This is a genomic window from Salmonella sp. SJTUF15591, assembly GCF_043356435.1.
In the GTDB taxonomy this organism is placed as follows: domain Bacteria; phylum Pseudomonadota; class Gammaproteobacteria; order Enterobacterales; family Enterobacteriaceae; genus Salmonella; species Salmonella enterica.
On the sequence record NZ_JBEUJO010000006.1, the window covers coordinates 228,592 to 249,500 of the forward strand.

Consider the following 20,909-nt stretch of genomic DNA (forward strand, 5'->3'; position numbering starts at 1 on the left):
TTCAGCAGTGACGTTGTCAGGAGTCCGTCAGCGCGTGAGGATATATCTTTCGCAATTTTGTTGCATAAACGTGCTGTCAATTTGTGAAGGTTCTCGTAATTTGTGCGACGGATCGAGACACGTTTAAAAATGGCTTGCCATAATTAACGTTGTATGTGATAACAGGCTTTGGGTTAAACGAGGTACAGTTCTGTTTATGTGTGGCATTTTCAGTAAAGAAGTCCTGAGTAAACACGTTGACGTTGAATACCGCTTCTCTGCCGAACCTTATATTAGTGCCTCAAGCAGTAATGTCTCAGTTTTATCTATGTTATGCCTACGGGCAAAGAAAACACTCTAAGGAATTTTGCAAATGGCAAAGATTAAAGGTCAAGTTAAGTGGTTCAACGAATCCAAAGGTTTTGGCTTCATTACTCCGGCTGACGGCAGCAAAGATGTGTTCGTACACTTCTCCGCTATCCAGGGCAATGGTTTCAAAACTCTGGCTGAAGGCCAGAACGTTGAGTTCGAAATTCAGGACGGCCAGAAAGGTCCGGCTGCTGTTAACGTAACAGCTATCTGATCGACACCACTGATTTGATGCGTTTGTCGCGTCAGCCTCAGATATAAAGCCTCGCTAAAAGCGGGGCTTTTTAATTCAATATCCTTCAAAATGTGTCTGGATGCGCTCTCGTTAGCGATTTGTTGCAAAGGCGCGAGGTTATTAGCATTGTTTTTTCTGGTTTTTCCGGCCGTTTCCCGTTAAATCAATCACCTGAAAAATGATTCGGCTGGAGATCAGGTGAAAAAGAAAAGCGACGGCGATACCCGTAATTTTACGCCCATACGTTTTGCACTACTTTGCACTGCCATTCTGCTCAGTATGGCATTGTTGTTAGGGCGGGTGGCATGGCTGCAAATTGTTACGCCGTCGAAACTGGTGAAACAAGAAGATATGCGCTCGCTTCGTGAAGTGACCACGGCCTCTCCACGCGGCATGATCACCGACAGAGAAGGGCGGCCCTTAGCGGTGAGCGTTCCGGTTAATGCTGTCTGGGCCGATCCGAAGACTATCATAAGCAAAGGCGGCGTTGGCTACAATGAGCGCTGGCAGGCGCTGGCCAGCGCCTTACATCTGTCGCTCAGTACGCTTGCGGAACGGGTAAACAGTAACCCGGCTGGCCGTTTTATCTACCTCGCGCGCCAGGTTTCACCCCAGCAAGCCGAATGGATAGATAAACTGAATCTACCGGGTATTAACCTGCGGGAAGAGTCGCGCCGTTTTTACCCTGCCGGACACGTAGCGGCCAATTTGATCGGCTTTACCAATATCGACGGGCAGGGAATAGAAGGTATTGAAAAGAGCTTTAACGCGCAACTGACGGGAAAACCGGGCTCCCGACTGGTGCGTAAAGATAAATTTGGTCACGTTATTGAGAACATTACGGAAGTGAATCCGGTTCCTGCTCATGAACTTCAGCTTAGCATTGATGAACGTCTGCAAACGGTTACCGAAGATGCGCTGGATAACGCCGTCATCTGGAACAAAGCGGAATCCGGCGCTGCCGTATTGATTAACATCCCAACGGGTGAAATTCTCTCGATGGCGAGCTACCCGGATTTCAACCCGAACAACCGTGAAGGCGCGCAGTTGGACGATTTTCGTAACCGCGCGATTAGCGACACTTTCGAACCCGGTTCTACTGTGAAGCCATTGGTCATTATGACTGCGTTACAGCAGGGTATCGTGCAGCCGGACAGCGTTATCGATACCCATCCTTTTACTCTCGATGGACACCGTATCCGCGACGTCGGTTACTATCCGGAACTGACATTAACCGGCATTTTGCAAAAATCCAGCGATACCGGCGTTTCTCACCTTTCTCTGGCGATGCCGGTGCAGAAATTAATGGATACTTATAAAAGCTTTGGTTTCGGCGTGCCTACCGGACTGGGTCTCACCGGAGAGAGCAGCGGGTTATTACCGAAACGCCGTTACTGGAGTGATTTAGATCGCGCTACCTTCGCTTTTGGCTATGGATTAATGGTGACGCCGCTGCAACTGGCGCATGTTTATGCCACGATTGGCAGCTTTGGTATCTACCGTCCGTTATCGATCACCAAAGTTGATCCGCCCGTGATCGGCACGCGGGTAATGCCGGAAGAACTGGTGCACGAGGTGGAACATATGATGGAGAGCGTCGCGTTGCCTGGCGGCGGCGGAACAAAAGCCGCAGTAAGAGACTACCGTATTGCGGTCAAAACCGGGACGGCGAAAAAAATTGGCGATGATGGTAAATACGTCGATAAGTATGTGGCATATACCGCAGGCGTCGCGCCGGCAAGTAACCCCAGGTTTGCGCTGGTGGTGGTGATTAATAATCCGCAAAACGGGGCTTATTATGGCGGCGCGGTATCTGCGCCCGTATTCAGCCAGCTCATGGGCGATGTGCTGCGGCTGGAAAATGTTGAGCCAGACGGTATGCCAGCCGATTCAGATCACCTTCTGGTGATGCATGGCAGCCACGTTGCGGTTCCGGGCTCGTAAAGGATTTTCCCGGGGCGCAATTCGCGTTACACTTGCGCCCTTTAGCGCCCCAGTCCGGAGTTGTCATGTCGTTTACCTGTCCGCTTTGCCATCAGCCGCTTACGCAGATTAATAACAGCGTTATATGTCCACAGCGCCATCAGTTTGATGTGGCGAAAGAGGGCTACATCAATCTGCTGCCGGTACAGCATAAACGTTCGCGCGATCCGGGCGACAGCGCCGAAATGATGCAGGCGAGGAGAGCGTTTCTTGATGCGGGCCATTATCAGCCGCTGCGCGATGCGGTGATTAACCTGTTGCGCGAGCGGCTGGATCAGTCGGCCACGGCGATTCTGGATATTGGCTGCGGCGAGGGGTATTACACTCATGCTTTTGCCGAGGCGTTGCCGGGAGTCACCACGTTTGGACTGGACGTTGCTAAAACGGCGATCAAAGCGGCGGCGAAGCGCTATTCGCAGGTGAAGTTTTGTGTGGCGTCAAGCCATCGACTGCCCTTTGCCGATGCGTCAATGGATGCGGTGATCAGAATCTACGCCCCGTGTAAGGCGCAGGAATTGGCGCGCGTGGTGAAACCTGGTGGTTGGGTCGTTACCGCCACGCCTGGACCGCATCATCTGATGGAACTAAAAGGGCTCATTTATGATGAGGTGCGTTTACATGCGCCGTATACCGAGCAGCTCGACGGATTCACATTGCAGCAGAGTACCCGCCTTGCTTATCACATGCAGCTCACCGCCGAAGCGGCTGTAGCACTGTTGCAAATGACGCCATTTGCCTGGCGCGCCAGACCAGAAGTGTGGGAACAACTGGCCGCCAGCGCCGGACTTAGCTGCCAGACGGATTTCAACCTTCATCTCTGGCAGCGTAACCGTTAACCGTGAAAATGCGTCCAGAGGATCTGGACGCCAATTCCTATCAGTACGACCCCGCCGAGAATTTCAGCACGCTTACCCAGCATTGGGCCGATAAAGCGACCGATCATCATTCCGAGGGTGGACATGATAAGCGTGGCGCAACCGATAGCTAATGCGGTAGCGATGATGTTTACCTGCAAAAACGCCAGACCGACGCCAACCGCCATCGCATCGAGGCTGGTCGCGATAGCCGTCGTGACTAATAGCCAAAAGCTGTGGCGGCGTAACGGTGTTTCATCTTCATCGCTACCGCCGCGGATACCTTCGATGATCATGCGTCCGCCCAGAAAGATCAGCAGAACAAAGGCTATCCAGTGGTTCCATTCCAGAACGAATTTACTCGCCAATATCCCCAGCCCCCAGCCGATTAACGGGGTCAGCGTTTCAACCGCGCCAAAGATAAGACCGGTACGCAACGCTTCTGAGAATTTGGGTTTATGTAGGGTGGCGCCTTTGCCAATTGATGCCGCGAAAGCATCCATCGACATGCCGAAAGCGAGAAGAACAGTAGCAGTAAAGTGCATGACAGCGTCCTGACCGGGGTATCCATTAAACACATCACTGCCCCCAGCAAACATGCATGTCGCCATTCTGTGACGAAATACACAGCAGTTGATGCGCCTATGGTCTCGCCTGACCAGCGGCGGCTGGTCCGTACGCGCCACGTTTTGCAACGAGTATGTTGACGCGTACATTTCCGGAGTCTGGAAATCGGCTACTCCCCAATTGACGGCGCAACATTAACATATTTTTAGAATATAAAACAACAGCGATAAAATATTATTTGTCTTCTAATTGAAAACGATTTTCATTTAGATTTGTTCATCAATAAAACGTTAAATTAAATAACAATTGGTCAATAGGAAATATAGCCTTAGCTATATTATGATTCGAAATAAAATTCGAAAAAACATAGTTGAGGCTATATCTTAGCTTATTGATTTTCAATAAGAAGTTTATATATTTTTTCCAGATCGTCGATATTGCGTACACGGATAAGCAAGCGTCGTTGTTCTAATTGCATCACCAGTACGCCGTCTTCCGATAAATTCATCTCTTTAATACGGTTATATTCTATCCAGACATTGGCGAAGAAAAAGCCACGTTGTTTAAAGATGATCCGTGGCGTGCGGATCCAGAATATATAAAACCCCATTAACGCCAGCGCACTTAATAACCATGTGGTCATCTGCGCTCCGTGGCTGGTTACGTTGTTATAAATAAGGATGGCGACCAGCCCAACGAAGATAACGCTGTCTACGCGACCACGGCGAAGCAGGGCTATAGAAAGCAGAGTGGGGCCATTGCGACGGGGCATGATGAACTGATCGTAGAGAGCGTAAGCCAATAATGCGGCAATAAAGAGAATCAGCACCAGGTCCGTGATAGTCATTTATCCTCCAGAGAAATAAAAAAACGGGGCCGTTTGGCCCCGGTAGTGTACAACAGCCTTACTGGCCCAGCAGTCCTACGGAGTAGCCGGCGATACCAATGACGAAGAAGCCCACGATAATCCACAGCGGGTTAACTTTCTTACGCAGCAGCCACATACAGGCAAAGGTCAACAGTAGCGGAACCAGACCCGGCATCAGCTGGTCGAGAATGGTTTGCACGGTGGTAACGCGTGTCTGACCATCCTGACCGGTGATGGTGGAGACCACCAGCGGGATATTCACATGCGTCCACTTGTTAACCAATGCCCCCATGACAAACAGGCCGAGGATTGACGCCCCCTCAGTCAGTTTTTGCAGGAAGCCGCCGCCCATATCTTTAACGATATCGACGCCTTTGCGGTAGCCATAAGCCACGCCATAATAACGGGTCGCCAGACGCACCAGGTTAAACAGGATGAAAAACAGCAGCGGACCAAGCAGGCTGCCGCTCATTGCAATACCTGCGCCCAGCGCCGCGAATACCGGACGGACGGTACCCCAGAAGATAGGGTCGCCGACGCCTGCCAGCGGTCCCATCAGACCGACTTTGATACCGTTGATAGCGCCATCGTCAATCTCTGCGCCGTTCGCACGCTTTTCTTCCATTGCCAGGGTCACGCCCAGTACCGGCGCCGCAACGTAAGGATGAGTGTTAAAGAACTCCAGGTGACGTTTAATCGCCTGTTTACGCGCGTCATTATTCTCCGGATACAGGCGACGAATCGCCGGCACCATAGAGAAGCAGAAGCCCAGCGCTTGCATACGTTCGAAGTTCCATGACCCCTGGAACAGGTTAGAACGAAGAAATACGCCGCGAATATCGCTCGGAGTGAGTTTTTTCTCGGTGGTAGTTTTAGTCATATCAACCATTTCGCTCACCTGTTAGTCCAGTTCGTTGTCGAGATCGTTATTGCCAGCAGCCGTTGCAGGCGCGCCCGCTACACGGTTGTATTTCGGGCTCAGCTGGATGTAAAGAATAGCCATCACTGCGCCGATGACACCCAGTGCGACCAGGTTGAAGTTTGTGAAAGCCGCGGTGACGAAACCGAGGTAGAAGAACGGCATCAGGTAGCCTGCGCGCATCATGTTGATAACCATCGCATAACCAACCACGACGATCATGCCGCCGGCGATGTTCAGACCGCCTGTGACGACTTCAGGAATCGCATTCAGCATTCCCTGTACTTCGCTGGTGCCTACGGAGATGGCAACGATAACCGCCGGGATGGCGATACGCATTGCCTGCAGGAACAGAGAAGAAACGTGCAGCCAGGAGAGCGCCGTCAGGTTGCCGTTTTCAGCCGCCTTGTCCGCCGCGTGCTGGAATGCCACGGTGATGGTACGAACGATAATGGTCAGTACCTGGCCTGCCGCCGCCAGCGGAATCGCCAGCGCGATACCGGCGCCAATGCTTTGATGCCCGGCGATGACCAGAACGGTAGAGATGATGGACGCCAGTGCGGCATCAGGCGCAACGGCAGCACCGATGTTCATCCAGCCCAGAGCGATCATTTCCAGAGTACCGCCGATGATAATACCGGTTTTCATGTCCCCCAGAACGGCGCCGATTAAGGTACAGGCGATCAGCGGACGGTGGAACTGAAATTCATCAAGTACCGACTCCATACCTGCGATACATGCGACGATGAACACCAGCACAATCTGAAGAGTGGTAATCTCCATTGTACTTCTCCTATTGCTATCTTAAGTGTGAAAGCTAATTAAATGCCGGCGGTTATTTCGCCACTTTGGCAATTAAATCCATCATTTTCAGTTTCGGATCGGTGGAAACTTTACGCACCTCAAGCTCGATGCCGCGCTCGTTGAGCTTTTTAAAGGCTTCGATATCCTTTTCATCAACGGAAACGGCGTTGTTCACCTGCGTTTTACCTTGACGATAGGCCATACCGCCAATGTTCACGGAGGTGACTTTCACGCCGCCCTCAACGATGCGCTCGACGTCGGTAGGATTGGTAAACAGAAGCATCACGCGTTCGCCAGCGTATTTCGGGTTATTGTAGACGCGAATCATCTTCGCGACGTCAACCACATGCGCCGTAACGCCCGGCGGCGCAACTTGCGTCAGCAGCGTTTTACGTACGGTATCAGCCGCCACTTCATCGCTCACAACAATAATACGGCTGACATTGGTCTCTTTGGTCCAGCGGGTAGCGACCTGACCGTGAATGAGACGGTCATCAATACGGGCAAGCCCGATAACCATATAATCATTCGGGCCCATCGGTTTTGCCGGCGTGGCCGCTTTTGGCGCGGCGGCGACTGGCGCTGGCGCGGCTTTTTCTACCGGTTTCGCTTTCAGCGCTTTTACGCCTTCACGACCGGTTTCTACCGCCAGTGCGACCAGCTCGTCAAAGCTCGGATCGTCGTCACGAGCCATAAACGTTTCGACCAGCATCGGGATGTTGACGCCGGCAATAACTTCATAGCGCTCTTTATCGACGACAATGCGGCTGGCAGCATTAAACGGACTGCCTCCCCATGTATCAACGAGAAATAGCACGCCTTTACTGGTATCGAGTTTAGCCAACTGAGCGTTGTACTTTTCGATCAGCGTTTCGGCATTTTCGCCTGGAACGAAATCGATCCAGCCGACGTTTTCCTGCTCGCCTAACAGCATTTCGGCTGTTTTAAGTAACTGCTCTGCAGCCCAACCATGTGTGCCTATAACAATAGCAATGGTCACTTGCTACCTCCTTTATTATTGTCAACACATCAACTTGACAGATGTATTTTTTGAATCGCCGTCCGCAAGCGAATCGATTCAGATGAGGGTTACAACGAAAAACGCATGATTTTCGTGAATTATTTTAGATATCGAAAAAAATATTTTGTGTGATGGAGATCCGTAATTTTGTTTTCGATAATGAGAAATTTCGAAGTGTAAAATATCCCGGTTACATCTCTTTGCAAAGGAAGGTAAATCTTTGCCAAAAACCAGTTGTCTCTGTTATGTTTAGCTTCCGTTTAATTAGAATGGGGTATAGGGCAGCAGCCCGTTGTATGGATCGTCACCGACGTCATTTCACTCTTTGGCCGTTTTGCGCCTGTCAATCTGGCATATCTTGCCATAGCCTTACTTTGTTTATTGCGTTACCGCCTGCATCCTTTGAGATGTTGTGGGCGCCGTTTAGTCATTCCTTAAGCAGGAGCTTGTCATGGAATTATTAATGGATCCCTCAATTTGGGTGGGTTTACTCACGCTCGTCGTCCTGGAAATTGTCCTGGGTATCGATAACCTGGTCTTTATCGCGATCCTCGCCGATAAATTGCCGCCAAAGCAGCGTGACAAAGCGCGTCTTATCGGGCTCTCGCTGGCGCTGATTATGCGTCTGGCGCTGCTGTCCATTATTTCGTGGCTGGTGACCTTAACAAAGCCGCTCTTTACCGTCTGGGATTTTACCTTCTCCGGCCGCGATTTAATTATGCTGCTGGGCGGTATATTCCTGCTGTTTAAAGCGACCACCGAGCTGCATGAACGTCTGGAAAACCGCGAGCATGACACCGGACACGGTAAAGGCTATGCGAGCTTCTGGGTGGTAGTCACGCAGATTGTCATCCTGGATGCGGTCTTCTCGCTGGACGCCGTGATTACGGCGGTAGGTATGGTAAACCATCTGCCGGTTATGATGGCGGCGGTGGTGATTGCGATGGCGGTGATGCTACTGGCGTCAAAACCGCTGACCCGTTTTGTCAACCAGCATCCGACGGTGGTGGTGCTCTGTCTGAGTTTCCTGCTGATGATCGGCTTGAGCCTGGTGGCGGAAGGGTTCGGTTTCCATATTCCGAAAGGCTACCTGTACGCGGCAATTGGTTTCTCGATCGTTATCGAGGTGTTTAACCAGATTGCGCGCCGTAACTTTATTCGTCATCAGTCCACGTTGCCGCTGCGCGCGCGTACTGCGGACGCTATCCTGCGTCTGATGGGCGGTAAACGTCAGGCGAGTACGCAACATGAGACGGATAGCCCGGCCGCGATATCGGTGTCGGAAGGCGCCTTCGCCGAAGAAGAACGCTACATGATTAACGGCGTACTGACTCTGGCGTCGCGCTCCCTGCGCGGCATTATGACGCCGCGAGGCGAAATTAGTTGGGTGGATGCGAATCTCAGCGTAGCTGAAATCCGTCAGCAGTTACTCTCTTCTCCGCATAGCCTGTTCCCGGTATGTCGGGGCGAGCTGGATGAAATTATCGGTATCGTTCGGGCGAAAGAGTTGCTGGTGGCGCTGGAAGAGGGCGCGGACGTTGCGGCTATCGCCGCCTCTTCCCCGGCGATAGTAGTGCCGGAAACGCTTGATCCTATCAATCTGTTAGGCGTTTTGCGTCGCGCGCGCGGCAGTTTCGTTATCGTCACGAACGAGTTCGGCGTAGTGCAGGGGCTGGTTACGCCGCTGGATGTGCTGGAAGCGATTGCCGGTGAGTTCCCGGATGCCGATGAAACGCCGGAAATCGTTGCCGATGCCGAGGGCTGGATAGTGAAGGGCGGCACCGATCTCCATGCGCTACAGCAGGCGCTGGAAGTTGACCATCTGGTGAACGAAGAGGGCGATATTGCGACGGTCGCGGGGTTAGTGATCGCCGCTAATGGCCATATTCCTCGTGTAGGCGATGTCATTGATGTTCCGCCACTGCGGATCACCATTGTCGAGGCCAACGACTACCGTGTCGATCTGGTTCGGATTGTTAAAGAACAGCCTGCCCACGACGAAGAGGAATAACGTCACACGCAGGAATCAAGTCTATAGATGCGGCATCGCGGACATAATCTGTCCGTTATGTCGGGCGGGCGGCGGCGCGCTGCCCGCCAGCCACTGTGGAAATTCGCTAATGGGCATCGGCTTCGCATAGAGATAGCCCTGTAACATTTGCACGCCATGCTGGCGCAAATGCTGTGCCTGCGTCTGGTTTTCGACCCCTTCCGCCACCAGTTCAATATTCAGTCTTTGCCCCAGCGCGATAATAATATCGGTCACCGTTGAATTGACCGCATCGGTACCGATGGCGGCGGTGAAGGATTTATCGATTTTCAAAATATCCGGCCGCAGTTTTTCCAGCCAGGAGAGCGAGCTGTTTCCTGTGCCAAAATCATCGATGGCTAACTTCACGCCTTTACGATGCAGCTCGCGCATCAGGCGGTAATCAACGTCAAGCAACGCGTCGCGTTCCGTGAGCTCCAGCACCAGTTGCTGAACAGGTTCCGCACTAAACCAGTACTGATTAAGATCTTTGAGAAGCACGCCGTGTCGGAAATGGCTTGCCGCCACATTGATGCCGATATGAAACTGATGGTTGATGGGGAAGTAGTGCCGCTGCCGAATGGTTTCCGCAATCACATAGCGGGTCAGCGGCGCTATCAGGTTATGCTCCTCGGCGATAGGAATAAAAACATCCGGTGAGATCCAGCCCTGGCGAGGGTTGTTCCAGCGTAACAGGATCTCAACGCCGGTACACTGTTGCGTGCGGGCATTAAGCAACGGCTGACAAAATAGCTCAAACTCCCGTTCGGCAAGGGCCAGATTAATCTCCCAGGAAAAGCTCATTCTGCTGGCCGTCGCCAGCCAGGCGATATAACCGATCAACAGGCTAAGCAATACGGCCAGCGGTAACTGTGTCGGGAGATGTTTGAACGCCAGTACGCCTGCCGACGGCCCGCTGACGCTGATAGTAAAAGGGAAATGCCGCGATGAAAGCTGGTAACGCTCTTCATCTTTTTTTAATTCCGGAAGAGTATCGACCACGCCCCGACCATATAACAGGTGCCGTTTGCCGACCGTCAGGCTGGCGCTGGTAATTTGCGGCTGCTGCGGCTCAAGTAGCATAGTCGCCAGCAAGTCAATATTCACAATTTCCATCACGCCATCCTGGCCATCGGCAGAGGCGGGATACCACTGAATGAGGATCGGGCTTCCCTTGAGTAACGATTGGTCCGTGGAAAGTAGCAGCAGATCGCCAGCTGCGGGAAGATCGGGCTGAAGCTGGCGTATGGGAGTGTTACGGGCGCCAAAAATGCTTGAGCAGTAGAGAATTCCCTCTTTTACCAGCCCGATAGAACGAATGGTTTGCAGGCGGGCGGCTTGCTTACGCAACGGCAAATGCGCGGTCGCGCACGGAAGCTCAAGCAAGGGTAGCAGTATGTTTCGTCCGACCAGGAGAGGATGCAGCACATTATCCAGCGCATCAACGGCATGATTCGCGAATGCAACCGTGCGATGGTGATTTAAGTTCCGCTCCGAAATAAATCGGATGCTCAGCGTAAGAATGAGCGTGACCAGTGCACAAATCGTGCAAACAATGAAACGATTACGGCGATAATGATTGATGATCCGTTGTGCTGTTTGCATGCGGGCCGCCCAATAAGCGTTGGCGACAAAAGCCAACCGCGACACAGCAAGTGTAGTGGGGAAACGTGGAGTCGACGAGGAAGAGATAAAAATTTCGCCCATCCGTAGCAGATGGGCGAAGGGAGGGGAAACGGCGTTTAATCACACTGGACTTTAATAGCCAACCCGCCGCGCGACGTTTCGCGGTATTTGGCGTTCATGTCTTTTCCGGTCTCGTACATCGTTTCGATGACTTTATCCAGCGAGACGCGCGGCGCGCTGGTTCGACGCATGGCCATACGCGCAGCGTTGATCGCTTTAACCGAAGCAATGGCGTTACGCTCGATACACGGCACCTGCACCTGACCGGCAACCGGGTCGCAGGTCAGCCCCAGGTTATGCTCCATGCCGATTTCAGCGGCAACGCAAACCTGTTCCGGGCTGGCGCCCAACAGTTCAGCAAGGCCTGCCGCCGCCATCGAACAGGCGACCCCGACTTCGCCCTGACAGCCGACTTCCGCGCCGGAAATAGACGCGTTCATCTTATACAGCGCGCCAATAGCGCCTGCCGCCAGGAAGTAGCGGGTGTAAATATCCGGGCTGACAGACTCAATAAAATGGTCGTAGTAAGCCAGTACCGCAGGCACGATGCCGCACGCGCCATTGGTTGGCGCCGTCACGACGCGGCCGCCTGCGGCGTTCTCTTCGTTCACCGCCAGAGCAAACATATTCACCCAGTCAATGACGTTCATCGGATCGCTGGAAAGCTTATCGCTGGAAACCAGCATACGACGCAGCGCGGAGGCGCGACGCGGTACGCGCAGCGGCCCCGGCAGCACGCCTTCGGTATTCATACCGCGATCAATACAGGCCTGCATGGTCTGCCAGACGTGACCGAAATACTCTTCAATCTCTTTCTTGCTATGCAGCGCCAGTTCGTTTTGCATCACCATGCCGGAGAGTGAAAGGCCGGTACTGTTGCAATACTCCAGCATTTCTTTCGCCGATTTAAACGGATAAGGTACAGTAACCTCATTCGTCGCTTCCTGGCCGAAATGCGCTTCATCAACGATAAAGCCGCCGCCGATGGAATAGTACGTCTTGCTATAAATGACCGTGTCGTCATGCCAGGCGTGGATCTGCATCCCGTTTTCATGCAGCGGCAAATTGCCGTTGTGAAAACGCATTCCGTCATCTTTCGGGAAGTCGACTTCGTGACGTCCCTGGGCCAGTAACAGACGCTCGCGCGTTTCGACGTCGCGAATAAAACCGGGGATACTATCAATATCCACGGTAGCGGGTTCATTACCCGCCAGACCCATAATAATGGCGATATCGGTATGGTGACCTTTCCCCGTCAGCGACAGCGAGCCGTAGACATCGACAGCGACGCGGGTAACGTTATCCAGTAATCCTTTTTCGACCAGGTCATCGACGAACTGTTTACCGGCCTTCATCGGGCCAACAGTGTGGGAAGAGGAGGGACCAATCCCTACCTTAAACATGTCGAATAGGCTAATCACGATAATACTCCTGACAGGGCAACCGGGGCTTCCGGTTACGATGTTATAACTGCGCATAGTGTAAGAGGGAACGCTGGCATCAGCTTAACTATTCACATGAATTAAACTAATGAATAACCGCGTTTTTACTAATATTGCGACAGTAATCTCAAGTCGTGTCTTGCGCGCGTAAAGTTAAGTATATACACGTTGCCCTTCAGGCTGCCTCTTTGGGGGAGGCGATTGTTACCGCCTTGAGGCAACGTGAATGGCGTTGTGTACAGTCAGGGCTTTACGCCGATTTGCAGCGCCAGCTCACGAAGAATGTTTGCGGTCATGCCCCAAACGAAATAATGCTCATACCAGGAGAGCCATACGCGGTGCGAATTGCCGCGACGGTAAACATCAAGCGGATGATATCGACCCAGTTGCAACGCTTGCGCCAGCGGCATTTCAAACACCGCAGACACTTCGTCTTCACTGGCGCGCCAGGGGAGATTTGGCGGAATAATGCCGACCACCGGGGTGACCTGAAAACCGGTCACGCTGTCTACTGGCGGTAAAACGCCAATCACTTCCACGGCTTGCGGCGGGATGGCGACTTCCTCCTGCGCTTCGCGAAGCGCTGCGGCGATAAGCGAAGCATCGGTATTGTCCACGGCCCCGCCGGGAAAGGCGACCTGTCCGGCGTGTTTGCGCAAATGAATAGCCCGCTGGGTCAACAGCAGCCCCGGTTGGGGGCGGCGAACCACAGGGATCAGTACGGCGGCCTGACGTTGATTCAACGTTTCATGGGGCATCTGCGGGCGCAAAAGCTGAAAGCGCGATAAGAAATGATCGAGCGTCAGACGGCTGGTATCCACGTATTAGTTCTCCAGTGGGTGCAGGATACGATTAACTTTATCAAAAGTTTCCTGATATTCCGCTTCTTCGTTGCTATCGGCCACGATACCGCCGCCGGCTGAGCAATAGAGTTGGCCCTGCGTTGCCGTGACGGTGCGGATAGTAATACTGGTATCCATCTTGCCGCAGAAACTCAGATAACCGATGCTACCGCACCAGGCGTTGCGTCGCTGCGGCTCCAGTTCGTCGATAATTTCCATTGCCCGCACTTTAGGCGCGCCGGTAATGGAGCCGCCGGGGAAAGCCGCGCGCAGCAGGTCGGTAGCATGAAGCGAGTCCGGTAAACGGGCGGTAATGGTGCTAACCAGATGGTGAACGGCAGGAAATGGTTCGACGACGAACAGTTCCGGCACTTTCACCGAACCTGGTACGGCGACCCGGCCAATATCGTTACGCATCAAATCGACGATCATCAAATTTTCAGCGCGATCTTTCATTGAGTTGGCCAGTTTCTGCGCCTGCTGACGATCCGCCTGCGGATCGTTAAGCCGTGGAAGCGTACCTTTGATCGGGCGCGTCTGAATATGACCGTTCTCCAGTTGGATAAAACGCTCGGGAGAAAGGCTCAATATGGCGCCGTCATGTAAACGAAGAAAGGCGCTGAACGGGGCGCGATTGGCGCGGTTAAGGTGTTCGAAAGCCTGCCATTCATCACCCTCGTAGCTCGCCTGAAAACGCTGGGAAAGATTGACCTGATAGCAGTCCCCGCTGTGCAGCCAGGCCTGCACCTGACGAAACTTCTCGCCATACTCGCAACGCGTCATATTGGATTGCCAGGCCGAGGTAAGCCTGAAGGACGTTCGGGTCGGCGCGCGCTGGCCGGTGAGCCAGCGATATCGGGCGTCTGCATCGTGATAGCTTATCAGCGACACTACCTGTTTATGGTGATCGACAATCAGCGCCCAGTCGTAAAGGCCAATCGCCATATCGGGTAAAGCGATATCGCGCGCGGCAGTATCGGGCAGAATTTCGAAACGCCGCCCTAAATCATAACCAAACAGACCCAGCGCGCCGCCCTGAAAGGGTAAGTCAGGGTCAGACTGAGGATGAAAAGGCAGCGCCTCCAGTTGAGTCTGCAAAACGTGTAACGGATCGTCGAGAGTGACGGTAGTCGTGCGCGCAGTACATACCGTGGTTTCCTGCGCGCGCGTGGTCAGTGTGGTGACAGGATCGGCGACCAGAATATCAAAACGGTTATAGGGATGAATAGCATCACCTGAATGCAGCAGCATCGCCCAGGGCAAATGGTTTACGGGCGCAAAATAGTGTTCAGCGGCGTCCGGACGCCAGGGTAAGGTGATAACAGTGGGAGATAACGTCTTCATCATTCCTGACTCGTTACAACACTACTGGCTTACCGCCGGGTAGCGTGAAATAATTAGCGCTAACAATTTAGCAGGAGTTAATCATGTTTGCAGGTTTACCTTCACTCAGTCATGAACAACAGCAAAAAGCCGTAGAACGTATCCAGGAATTGATGTCGCAAGGTATGAGCAGCGGAGAAGCGATTGCCCAGGTGGCGGGCGAACTTCGCGCCAACCATACCGGCGAACGGATAGTGGCGCGTTTTGAGGATGAAGACGAATAACCGGCTTATACCGCCGCGACAATCTTAATCTCAACTTTATATTTCGGATTCATTAACCCGGCCTGTACGGTACAGCGTACCGGCGCATGGCCTGCGACGACCCACGCATCCCACGCCTTATTCATGGCGGCAAAATCCGCTTTATCGCTCAGGAAAATAGTGGCATCCAGAATACGTGACTTACTGGAGCCCTGTTTTTCCAGCACCGCATCAATTTGCGCCAGAGTATTCGCCGTTTGCTCAAAAGCGTCGGCGTCGAGGTTTTCCGGCACGCCGGTATACCACAGCGTATTATTGTAGATCACCACGTCTGACCAACGATCTTCGGCATCAATACGCACGATAGACATCACTTATTCCTCATTTGCTTTCCATTTGAATGGTTCAAGACTGCCACAATGTGGCGCCGCCGTCACCTCTGTAACTGGCGTAAGCCTTTCTACCCTGACATAATCCCCTGTGCAAATTAACAGGGGGCAGTGTGACGGACGATTTTGCAGCAGATGGCCAACTGGCCAAAGCGATAACCGGTTTTAAACCGCGCGAACCACAGCGACAAATGGCGGTTGCCGTAACACAAGCGATTGAAAATGCGCAGCCTCTGGTTGTTGAAGCCGGCACCGGAACCGGGAAGACCTATGCTTACCTCGCTCCGGCGTTGCGCGCCGGGAAAAAAGTTATTATTTCGACCGGGTCGAAAGCGTTGCAGGATCAACTCTACAGCCGCGATCTGCCGACGGTAGCAAAAGCGTTGGCGTTTACCGGTAAGACGGCCCTGTTGAAAGGACGTTCAAACTACCTCTGCCTGGAGCGTCTGGAACAACAAGCGCTGGCGGGCGGCGATTTACCGGTACAAACGTTAAGCGACGTGATATTGCTGCGCTCCTGGTCAAATCAGACGCGGGATGGCGATATCAGCACCTGCGTCAGCGTGGCGGAAGATTCCCAGGCCTGGCCGCTGGTCACCAGTACCAACGACAACTGCCTTGGCAGCGATTGCCCGCTCTACAAAGAGTGCTTTGTGGTGAAAGCGCGTAAAAAGGCGATGGACGCGGATGTGGTGATTGTAAACCACCACCTTTTTCTTGCGGATATGGTAGTTAAAGAGAGCGGATTTGGCGAACTTATCCCTCAGGCTGAAGTAATGATCTTCGATGAAGCCCACCAACTGCCTGACATCGCCAGCCAGTATTTCGGCCAATCGCTCTCCAGCCGTCAGTTGCTGGATTTAGCAAAAGACATCACCATCGCCTACCGGACGGAACTGAAAGACACTCAACAGTTGCAAAAATGCGCCGATCGCCTTGCCCAGAGCGCCCAGGATTTTCGTCTGCAACTGGGGGAGCCCGGCTACCGGGGAAATTTGCGTGAACTGTTAGCCGACCCACGTATCCAACGGGCATTTTTACTGCTGGATGATACGCTGGAGCTTTGTTATGACGTGGCGAAACTGTCGCTGGGCCGTTCGGCGCTGCTGGATGCGGCTTTTGAACGCGCCACGCTATACCGTTCACGGCTGAAACGCTTAAAAGAGATCAATCAGCCGGGATACAGCTACTGGTATGAGTGCACCTCGCGCCATTTCACCCTGGCGCTGACGCCGCTCACCGTGGCGGACAAATTCAAAGAGGTGATGGAACAGAAGCCCGGTAGCTGGATTTTTACCTCGGCCACGTTGTCGGTAAATGATGATCTTCACCACTTTACCGCCCGTCTGGGAATTGAACAGGCAGAATCCATGCTACTGCCCAGCCCATTCGACTATACGCGCCAGGCGTTACTCTGCGTACCACGTAACCTACCGCAAACCAACCAGCCCGGCGCGGCGCGACAGTTGGCGGCTATGCTCAGGCCGATTATCGAAGCCAATAACGGGCGATGTTTTATGCTGTGCACCTCGCACGCCATGATGCGCGATTTGGCAGAGCAGTTTCGCGCCACCATGACGCTGCCGGTATTGTTGCAAGGGGAAACCAGTAAAGGCCAACTGTTACAGCAATTTGTTAGCGCCGGCAACGCGCTGCTCGTCGCCACCAGCAGCTTCTGGGAAGGGGTGGACGTGCGCGGCGATACGTTATCGTTGGTGATTATCGACAAATTGCCGTTTACTTCCCCGGACGACCCGTTGTTAAAAGCGCGAATGGAAGACTGTCGTTTGCGCGGTGGCGATCCGTTTGATGAGGTTCAACTGCCCGACGCGGTGATTACGCTGAAGCAGGGGGTGGGGCGGCTGATTCGCGATGCGGACGATCGCGGGGTGTTAGTGATTTGTGATAACCGGCTGGTGATGCGGCCCTATGGCGCCACGTTTCTCGCCAGCCTGCCTCCTGCGCCGCGCACGCGTGATATCGCCCGTGCCGTTCGCTTTCTTGCGATTCCATCCGCCGAGTAATTTGTTACGGAGTATGGTAAGATGCGCGCTATTTTATTGATCTAAGCACGAAACCTCATGCGAATTCTGGCTATCGATACCGCCACAGAGGCCTGTTCTGTCGCCCTGTGGAACAACGGTACTATCAATGCTCACTTTGAGCTTTGTCCACGAGAACACACTCAACGTATCCTGCCCATGGTGCAGGAGATTCTGGCCGCCAGCGGCGTCTCGCTCAATGAGATAGATGCGCTGGCGTTTGGGCGCGGTCCGGGCAGCTTTACCGGCGTGCGTATCGGCATTGGTATTGCGCAAGGGCTGGCGTTAGGGGCAAATCTGCCGATGATCGGTGTTTCGACGCTTGCCACGATGGCGCAGGGCGCGTGGCGTAAAACCGGCGCGACCCGCGTACTCGCCGCGATTGACGCGCGGATGGGCGAAGTGTACTGGGCGGAATACCAGCGTGATGCGCAGGGCGTCTGGCAGGGCGAAGAGACGGAAGCGGTGCTGAAACCGGAACGGGTCGGTGAGCGGTTGAAACAGCTTTCCGGCGAGTGGGCGACCGTAGGAACGGGTTGGTCCGCATGGCCCGATCTGGCGAAGGAGTGCGGCCTGAAGCTTCATGATGGGGAGGTGTCGCTCCCGGCAGCGGAAGATATGTTGCCCATCGCCAGTCAAAAGCTGGCGGCAGGAGAGACCGTTGCCGTGGAACATGCCGAGCCGGTTTATTTGCGTAACGAAGTGGCGTGGAAGAAACTTCCCGGCAAAGAATGACTCTCACTACTATTACCCCCCATACTTTATGCTGTGGGGTGGAATAGAGGTCGAGAAAAAGGAGTCGCATCATGGCGGTTCAAAAACGGTTAATAAAAGGGGCGCTGGCGTGCGCTTTTGCGCTTATGCTGAGCGGTTGCGTGACTATCCCGGATGCCATTAAAGGTTCGAGTCCGACGCCGCAGCAGGATTTGGTGCGGGTGATGAATGCGCCACAGCTCTATATCGGGCAAGAGGCGCGTTTCGGCGGTAAAGTTGTGGCGGTACAAAATCAGCAGGGAAAAACCCGGCTTGAAATCGCGACCGTACCGCTCGACAGCGGCGCGCGTCCTGTTCTGGGCGAAGCCTCGCGCGGCAGAATTTTTGCCGATGTGAACGGTTTTCTGGACCCGGTGGACTTCCGTGGCCAGTTAGTTACCGTTGTCGGCCCGATAACCGGCACGGTTGACGGTAAAATCGGCAATACGCCGTATAAATTTATGCTGATGCAGGCTACCGGCTATAAACGCTGGCATCTTGTTCAGCAGGTCGTCATGCCTCCACAGCCGATCGATCCGTGGTTTTACGGCGGACGCGCCTGGCCTTATGGCTATGGCGGTTGGGGATGGTATAACCCTGGACCCGCAGAGGTTCAGACGATAGTAACAGAGTAACTCTTTGTTTTATCAATAAAAGAAACAGCGGCTGGTCCGCTGTTTCTGCATTCATAGAGACATAATAAAAATAAATAGTGACGCGCTTCGCAACCTTTCAGTTGCGTAATTAATAAACTGGTACGCTGAGTTAATATAATGTTAACGACTTGTTTATTAACTGGGGTTGTGATGACGACGAACACTCATTTTAGAGGTGATGCATTGAAGAAGGTTTGGCTTAACCGTTATCCTGCTGATGTTCCGGCGGAGATCAACCCTGACCGTTATCAATCCCTGGTTGAACTGTTTGAACATGCGGCGACGCGCTATGCCGATCAGCCTGCGTTCGTCAATATGGGGGAGGTAATGACCTTCCGCAAATTAGAAGAACGTAGTCGGGCATTTGCGGCTTATTTACAACAAGGGCTGGGACTCAAAAAAGGCGACCGTGTGGCGCTGATGATGCCAAACCTGTTGCAGTATCCCGTCGCGCTATTTGGTATTTTACGCGCCGGCATGATTGTGGTGAACGTTAACCCGCTGTACACGCCGCGCGAACTTGAGCATCAGCTTAACGATAGCGGCGCGGCGGCAATCATTATTGTTTCTAACTTTGCCCATACGCTGGAAAAAGTGGTCGAGAAAACGTCGGTACAGCACGTTATTCTGACGCGGATGGGCGACCAGCTTTCTACCGCCAAAGGTACGGTTGTTAACTTTGTCGTGAAATACATCAAGCGTCTGGTGCCAAAATACCACTTGCCAGATGCGATCTCGTTTCGCAGCGCGCTACAGCATGGCTACCGTATGCAGTATGTAAAACCCGAGGTTGTCGCTGAAGATCTGGCTTTCCTGCAATATACCGGCGGTACGACGGGCGTGGCGAAAGGCGCGATGTTGACCCACCGCAATATGCTGGCGAACCTGGAGCAGGTGAAAGCGACCTATGGGCCGCTGCTGCACCCGGGGAAAGAGCTGGTAGTGACCGCGCTGCCGCTGTATCACATTTTTGCCTTAACCATGAACTGTCTGCTTTTTATCGAGCTGGGTGGGCAAAACCTGCTGATTACCAATCCGCGTGATATCCCCGGCCTGGTCAAGGAGCTGGCGAAATATCCATTTACGGCGATGACTGGCGTTAATACGCTATTCAACGCTCTGCTCAATAATAAAGAGTTTCAACAGCTGGATTTTTCTTCGCTGCATCTGTCAGCCGGCGGCGGGATGCCGGTGCAAAACGTCGTTGCGGAACGTTGGGTAAAGCTGACCGGGCAATACCTGCTGGAAGGCTACGGGCTGACCGAGTGCGCCCCGCTGGTGAGCGTCAACCCGCATGATATTGATTATCACAGCGGCAGTATCGGCCTGCCAGTACCGTCAACAGAAGCCAAACTGGTGGATGACGATGACAACGAAGTCGCGCCGGGTGAGGCCGGAGAGCTTTGCGTGAAAGGCCCGCAGGTTATGCTGGGATACTGGCAGCGTCCTGACGCGACGGATGAAATCATTAAAGATGGCTGGCTGCATACGGGCGATATTGCGGTTATGGATGAAGACGGCTTTCTGCGGATTGTCGATCGTAAGAAAGATATGATTCTGGTTTCTGGTTTTAACGTTTATCCAAACGAAATTGAAGATGTGGTGATGCAGCATTCTGGCGTGCAGGAAGTCGCGGCGGTTGGCGTGCCTTCCGGTAGTAGCGGCGAAGCGGTGAAGCTTTTTGTGGTTAAGAAAGATCCGGCATTGACTGACGATGCGTTGATCACCTTCTGCCGTCGCCATCTGACCGGATATAAGGTGCCCAAACAGGTAGAGTTTCGCGAGGAATTACCAAAATCTAACGTTGGGAAAATTTTACGACGAGAACTGCGTGACGAAGCCCGTGGCAAAGTAGACAATAAAGCCTGAGCGTTAAGTCAGCTAA

Annotated in this window: 21 protein-coding genes and 1 riboswitch; of the genes, 11 read left to right on the top strand and 10 right to left on the bottom strand. The window is 53.2% G+C overall.

Features of this window, described 5'->3' with window-relative positions; all coding sequences use genetic code 11:
- The first annotated feature begins 196 nt into the window (after positions 1-196).
- The 4 genes from ABVM99_RS15925 (at position 197) to rlmA (ending at position 3,402) form a co-directional block, all read left to right on the top strand.
- Positions 197-340 carry a DUF2627 domain-containing protein gene (locus tag ABVM99_RS15925; RefSeq protein WP_001537930.1) on the top strand — a complete coding sequence of 48 codons (144 nt, stop codon included), beginning with the start codon at positions 197-199 and terminating at the stop codon, positions 338-340.
- A 12-nt stretch (positions 341-352) separates the two neighbouring features.
- The gene (cspE, locus tag ABVM99_RS15930) at positions 353-562 is read left to right on the top strand and encodes a transcription antiterminator/RNA stability regulator CspE (protein ID WP_001062678.1); all 210 of its coding nucleotides are present in this window, start codon (positions 353-355) and stop codon (positions 560-562) included.
- Between the two features lie 219 nt (positions 563-781).
- Entirely contained in the window at positions 782-2,527 is a 1,746-nt protein-coding gene (gene ftsI / locus ABVM99_RS15935) for a peptidoglycan glycosyltransferase FtsI (RefSeq protein ID WP_052938257.1), read from the top strand.
- A 65-nt stretch (positions 2,528-2,592) separates the two neighbouring features.
- Entirely contained in the window at positions 2,593-3,402 is an 810-nt protein-coding gene (rlmA, locus tag ABVM99_RS15940) for a 23S rRNA (guanine(745)-N(1))-methyltransferase (RefSeq protein WP_000010924.1), read from the top strand.
- Here the strand turns inward: rlmA and mntP are convergent.
- The 5 genes from mntP to manX all read right to left on the bottom strand — a co-directional run bounded on the left by mntP (position 3,399) and on the right by manX (position 7,578).
- Complete coding sequence (mntP, locus tag ABVM99_RS15945) at positions 3,399-3,965, bottom strand: manganese efflux pump MntP (RefSeq protein WP_001518359.1); 567 nt, start codon at positions 3,963-3,965, stop codon at positions 3,399-3,401. The genes rlmA and mntP overlap by 4 nt on opposite strands.
- 111 nt (positions 3,966-4,076) lie before the next feature.
- Positions 4,077-4,178, bottom strand: a riboswitch (yybP-ykoY riboswitch).
- Between the two features lie 197 nt (positions 4,179-4,375).
- Positions 4,376-4,834, bottom strand: a complete 459-nt coding sequence (locus ABVM99_RS15950) for a DUF986 family protein (protein ID WP_000156280.1) — start codon at positions 4,832-4,834, stop codon at positions 4,376-4,378.
- A 58-nt stretch (positions 4,835-4,892) separates the two neighbouring features.
- Positions 4,893-5,744, bottom strand: coding sequence for a PTS mannose transporter subunit IID (locus ABVM99_RS15955; protein ID WP_001518647.1), 852 nt, complete (start codon positions 5,742-5,744; stop codon positions 4,893-4,895).
- 12 nt (positions 5,745-5,756) lie between these two features.
- Positions 5,757-6,557, bottom strand: a complete 801-nt coding sequence (manY, locus tag ABVM99_RS15960) for a PTS mannose transporter subunit IIC (protein WP_000406920.1) — start codon at positions 6,555-6,557, stop codon at positions 5,757-5,759.
- 52 nt (positions 6,558-6,609) lie between these two features.
- On the bottom strand, positions 6,610-7,578 hold the full coding sequence (manX, locus tag ABVM99_RS15965) for a PTS mannose transporter subunit IIAB (RefSeq protein WP_000150523.1): 969 nt from the start codon (positions 7,576-7,578) through the stop codon (positions 6,610-6,612).
- Positions 7,579-7,895: 317 nt separating this feature from the next.
- Between manX and ABVM99_RS15970 the strand changes: the two genes are divergently transcribed.
- Positions 7,896-8,063 carry a protein YoaL gene (locus ABVM99_RS15970; protein ID WP_370739650.1) on the top strand — a complete coding sequence of 56 codons (168 nt, stop codon included), beginning with the start codon at positions 7,896-7,898 and terminating at the stop codon, positions 8,061-8,063.
- The gene (gene yoaE / locus ABVM99_RS15975) at positions 8,051-9,610 is read left to right on the top strand and encodes a CNNM family cation transport protein YoaE (protein ID WP_000421815.1); all 1,560 of its coding nucleotides are present in this window, start codon (positions 8,051-8,053) and stop codon (positions 9,608-9,610) included. The genes ABVM99_RS15970 and yoaE overlap by 13 nt, the downstream gene beginning before the upstream one ends.
- A gap of 21 nt (positions 9,611-9,631) precedes the next feature.
- Here yoaE and ABVM99_RS15980 read toward each other — a convergent pair whose 3' ends face one another.
- The 4 genes from ABVM99_RS15980 to pabB form a co-directional block, all read right to left on the bottom strand.
- Positions 9,632-11,233 carry an EAL domain-containing protein gene (locus ABVM99_RS15980; RefSeq protein WP_001192519.1) on the bottom strand — a complete coding sequence of 534 codons (1,602 nt, stop codon included), beginning with the start codon at positions 11,231-11,233 and terminating at the stop codon, positions 9,632-9,634.
- A gap of 137 nt (positions 11,234-11,370) precedes the next feature.
- Positions 11,371-12,735: an L-serine ammonia-lyase gene (gene sdaA / locus ABVM99_RS15985; RefSeq protein WP_000624274.1), complete on the bottom strand. Its 1,365-nt coding sequence runs from the start codon at positions 12,733-12,735 to the stop codon at positions 11,371-11,373.
- Between the two features lie 263 nt (positions 12,736-12,998).
- On the bottom strand, positions 12,999-13,577 hold the full coding sequence (locus ABVM99_RS15990) for a CoA pyrophosphatase (RefSeq protein ID WP_023194739.1): 579 nt from the start codon (positions 13,575-13,577) through the stop codon (positions 12,999-13,001).
- 3 nt (positions 13,578-13,580) lie between these two features.
- Positions 13,581-14,945, bottom strand: coding sequence for an aminodeoxychorismate synthase component 1 (pabB, locus tag ABVM99_RS15995; protein ID WP_072101851.1), 1,365 nt, complete (start codon positions 14,943-14,945; stop codon positions 13,581-13,583).
- 80 nt (positions 14,946-15,025) lie between these two features.
- Between pabB and ABVM99_RS16000 the strand changes: the two genes are divergently transcribed.
- Complete coding sequence (locus ABVM99_RS16000) at positions 15,026-15,205, top strand: YoaH family protein (RefSeq protein ID WP_000457328.1); 180 nt, start codon at positions 15,026-15,028, stop codon at positions 15,203-15,205.
- 5 nt (positions 15,206-15,210) lie between these two features.
- On the opposite strand, the gene ABVM99_RS16005 is transcribed toward ABVM99_RS16000, so the two are convergent.
- Entirely contained in the window at positions 15,211-15,555 is a 345-nt protein-coding gene (locus ABVM99_RS16005; RefSeq protein WP_000029550.1) for a RidA family protein, read from the bottom strand.
- A gap of 131 nt (positions 15,556-15,686) precedes the next feature.
- Between ABVM99_RS16005 and ABVM99_RS16010 the strand changes: the two genes are divergently transcribed.
- The 4 genes from ABVM99_RS16010 (at position 15,687) to fadD (ending at position 20,893) form a co-directional block, all read left to right on the top strand.
- The gene (locus tag ABVM99_RS16010; protein ID WP_000128801.1) at positions 15,687-17,597 is read left to right on the top strand and encodes an ATP-dependent DNA helicase; all 1,911 of its coding nucleotides are present in this window, start codon (positions 15,687-15,689) and stop codon (positions 17,595-17,597) included.
- A gap of 57 nt (positions 17,598-17,654) precedes the next feature.
- Positions 17,655-18,350, top strand: coding sequence for a tRNA (adenosine(37)-N6)-threonylcarbamoyltransferase complex dimerization subunit type 1 TsaB (gene tsaB, locus ABVM99_RS16015; protein WP_023195827.1), 696 nt, complete (start codon positions 17,655-17,657; stop codon positions 18,348-18,350).
- Positions 18,351-18,421: 71 nt separating this feature from the next.
- Positions 18,422-19,003 (top strand): Slp family lipoprotein, encoded by a 582-nt coding sequence (locus ABVM99_RS16020; protein ID WP_000290594.1) that lies wholly within the window; start codon positions 18,422-18,424, stop codon positions 19,001-19,003.
- 204 nt (positions 19,004-19,207) lie between these two features.
- On the top strand, positions 19,208-20,893 hold the full coding sequence (gene fadD, locus ABVM99_RS16025) for a long-chain-fatty-acid--CoA ligase FadD (RefSeq protein ID WP_000758418.1): 1,686 nt from the start codon (positions 19,208-19,210) through the stop codon (positions 20,891-20,893).
- Positions 20,894-20,909 lie beyond the last annotated feature (16 nt).

Coding starts and splice junctions, on each gene's coding strand:
- ABVM99_RS15925 (WP_001537930.1), top strand. CDS start 197: ATGTGTGGCATTTTCAGTAAAGAAGTCCTGAGTAAACACGTTGACGTT.
- cspE (WP_001062678.1), top strand. CDS start 353: ATGGCAAAGATTAAAGGTCAAGTTAAGTGGTTCAACGAATCCAAAGGT.
- rlmA (WP_000010924.1), top strand. CDS start 2,593: ATGTCGTTTACCTGTCCGCTTTGCCATCAGCCGCTTACGCAGATTAAT.
- mntP (WP_001518359.1), bottom strand. CDS start 3,965: ATGCACTTTACTGCTACTGTTCTTCTCGCTTTCGGCATGTCGATGGAT.
- ABVM99_RS15950 (WP_000156280.1), bottom strand. CDS start 4,834: ATGACTATCACGGACCTGGTGCTGATTCTCTTTATTGCCGCATTATTG.
- ABVM99_RS15955 (WP_001518647.1), bottom strand. CDS start 5,744: ATGGTTGATATGACTAAAACTACCACCGAGAAAAAACTCACTCCGAGC.
- manY (WP_000406920.1), bottom strand. CDS start 6,557: ATGGAGATTACCACTCTTCAGATTGTGCTGGTGTTCATCGTCGCATGT.
- ABVM99_RS15970 (WP_370739650.1), top strand. CDS start 7,896: ATGGATCGTCACCGACGTCATTTCACTCTTTGGCCGTTTTGCGCCTGT.
- yoaE (WP_000421815.1), top strand. CDS start 8,051: ATGGAATTATTAATGGATCCCTCAATTTGGGTGGGTTTACTCACGCTC.
- ABVM99_RS15980 (WP_001192519.1), bottom strand. CDS start 11,233: ATGCAAACAGCACAACGGATCATCAATCATTATCGCCGTAATCGTTTC.
- pabB (WP_072101851.1), bottom strand. CDS start 14,945: ATGATGAAGACGTTATCTCCCACTGTTATCACCTTACCCTGGCGTCCG.
- ABVM99_RS16000 (WP_000457328.1), top strand. CDS start 15,026: ATGTTTGCAGGTTTACCTTCACTCAGTCATGAACAACAGCAAAAAGCC.
- ABVM99_RS16005 (WP_000029550.1), bottom strand. CDS start 15,555: ATGTCTATCGTGCGTATTGATGCCGAAGATCGTTGGTCAGACGTGGTG.
- tsaB (WP_023195827.1), top strand. CDS start 17,655: ATGCGAATTCTGGCTATCGATACCGCCACAGAGGCCTGTTCTGTCGCC.
- ABVM99_RS16020 (WP_000290594.1), top strand. CDS start 18,422: ATGGCGGTTCAAAAACGGTTAATAAAAGGGGCGCTGGCGTGCGCTTTT.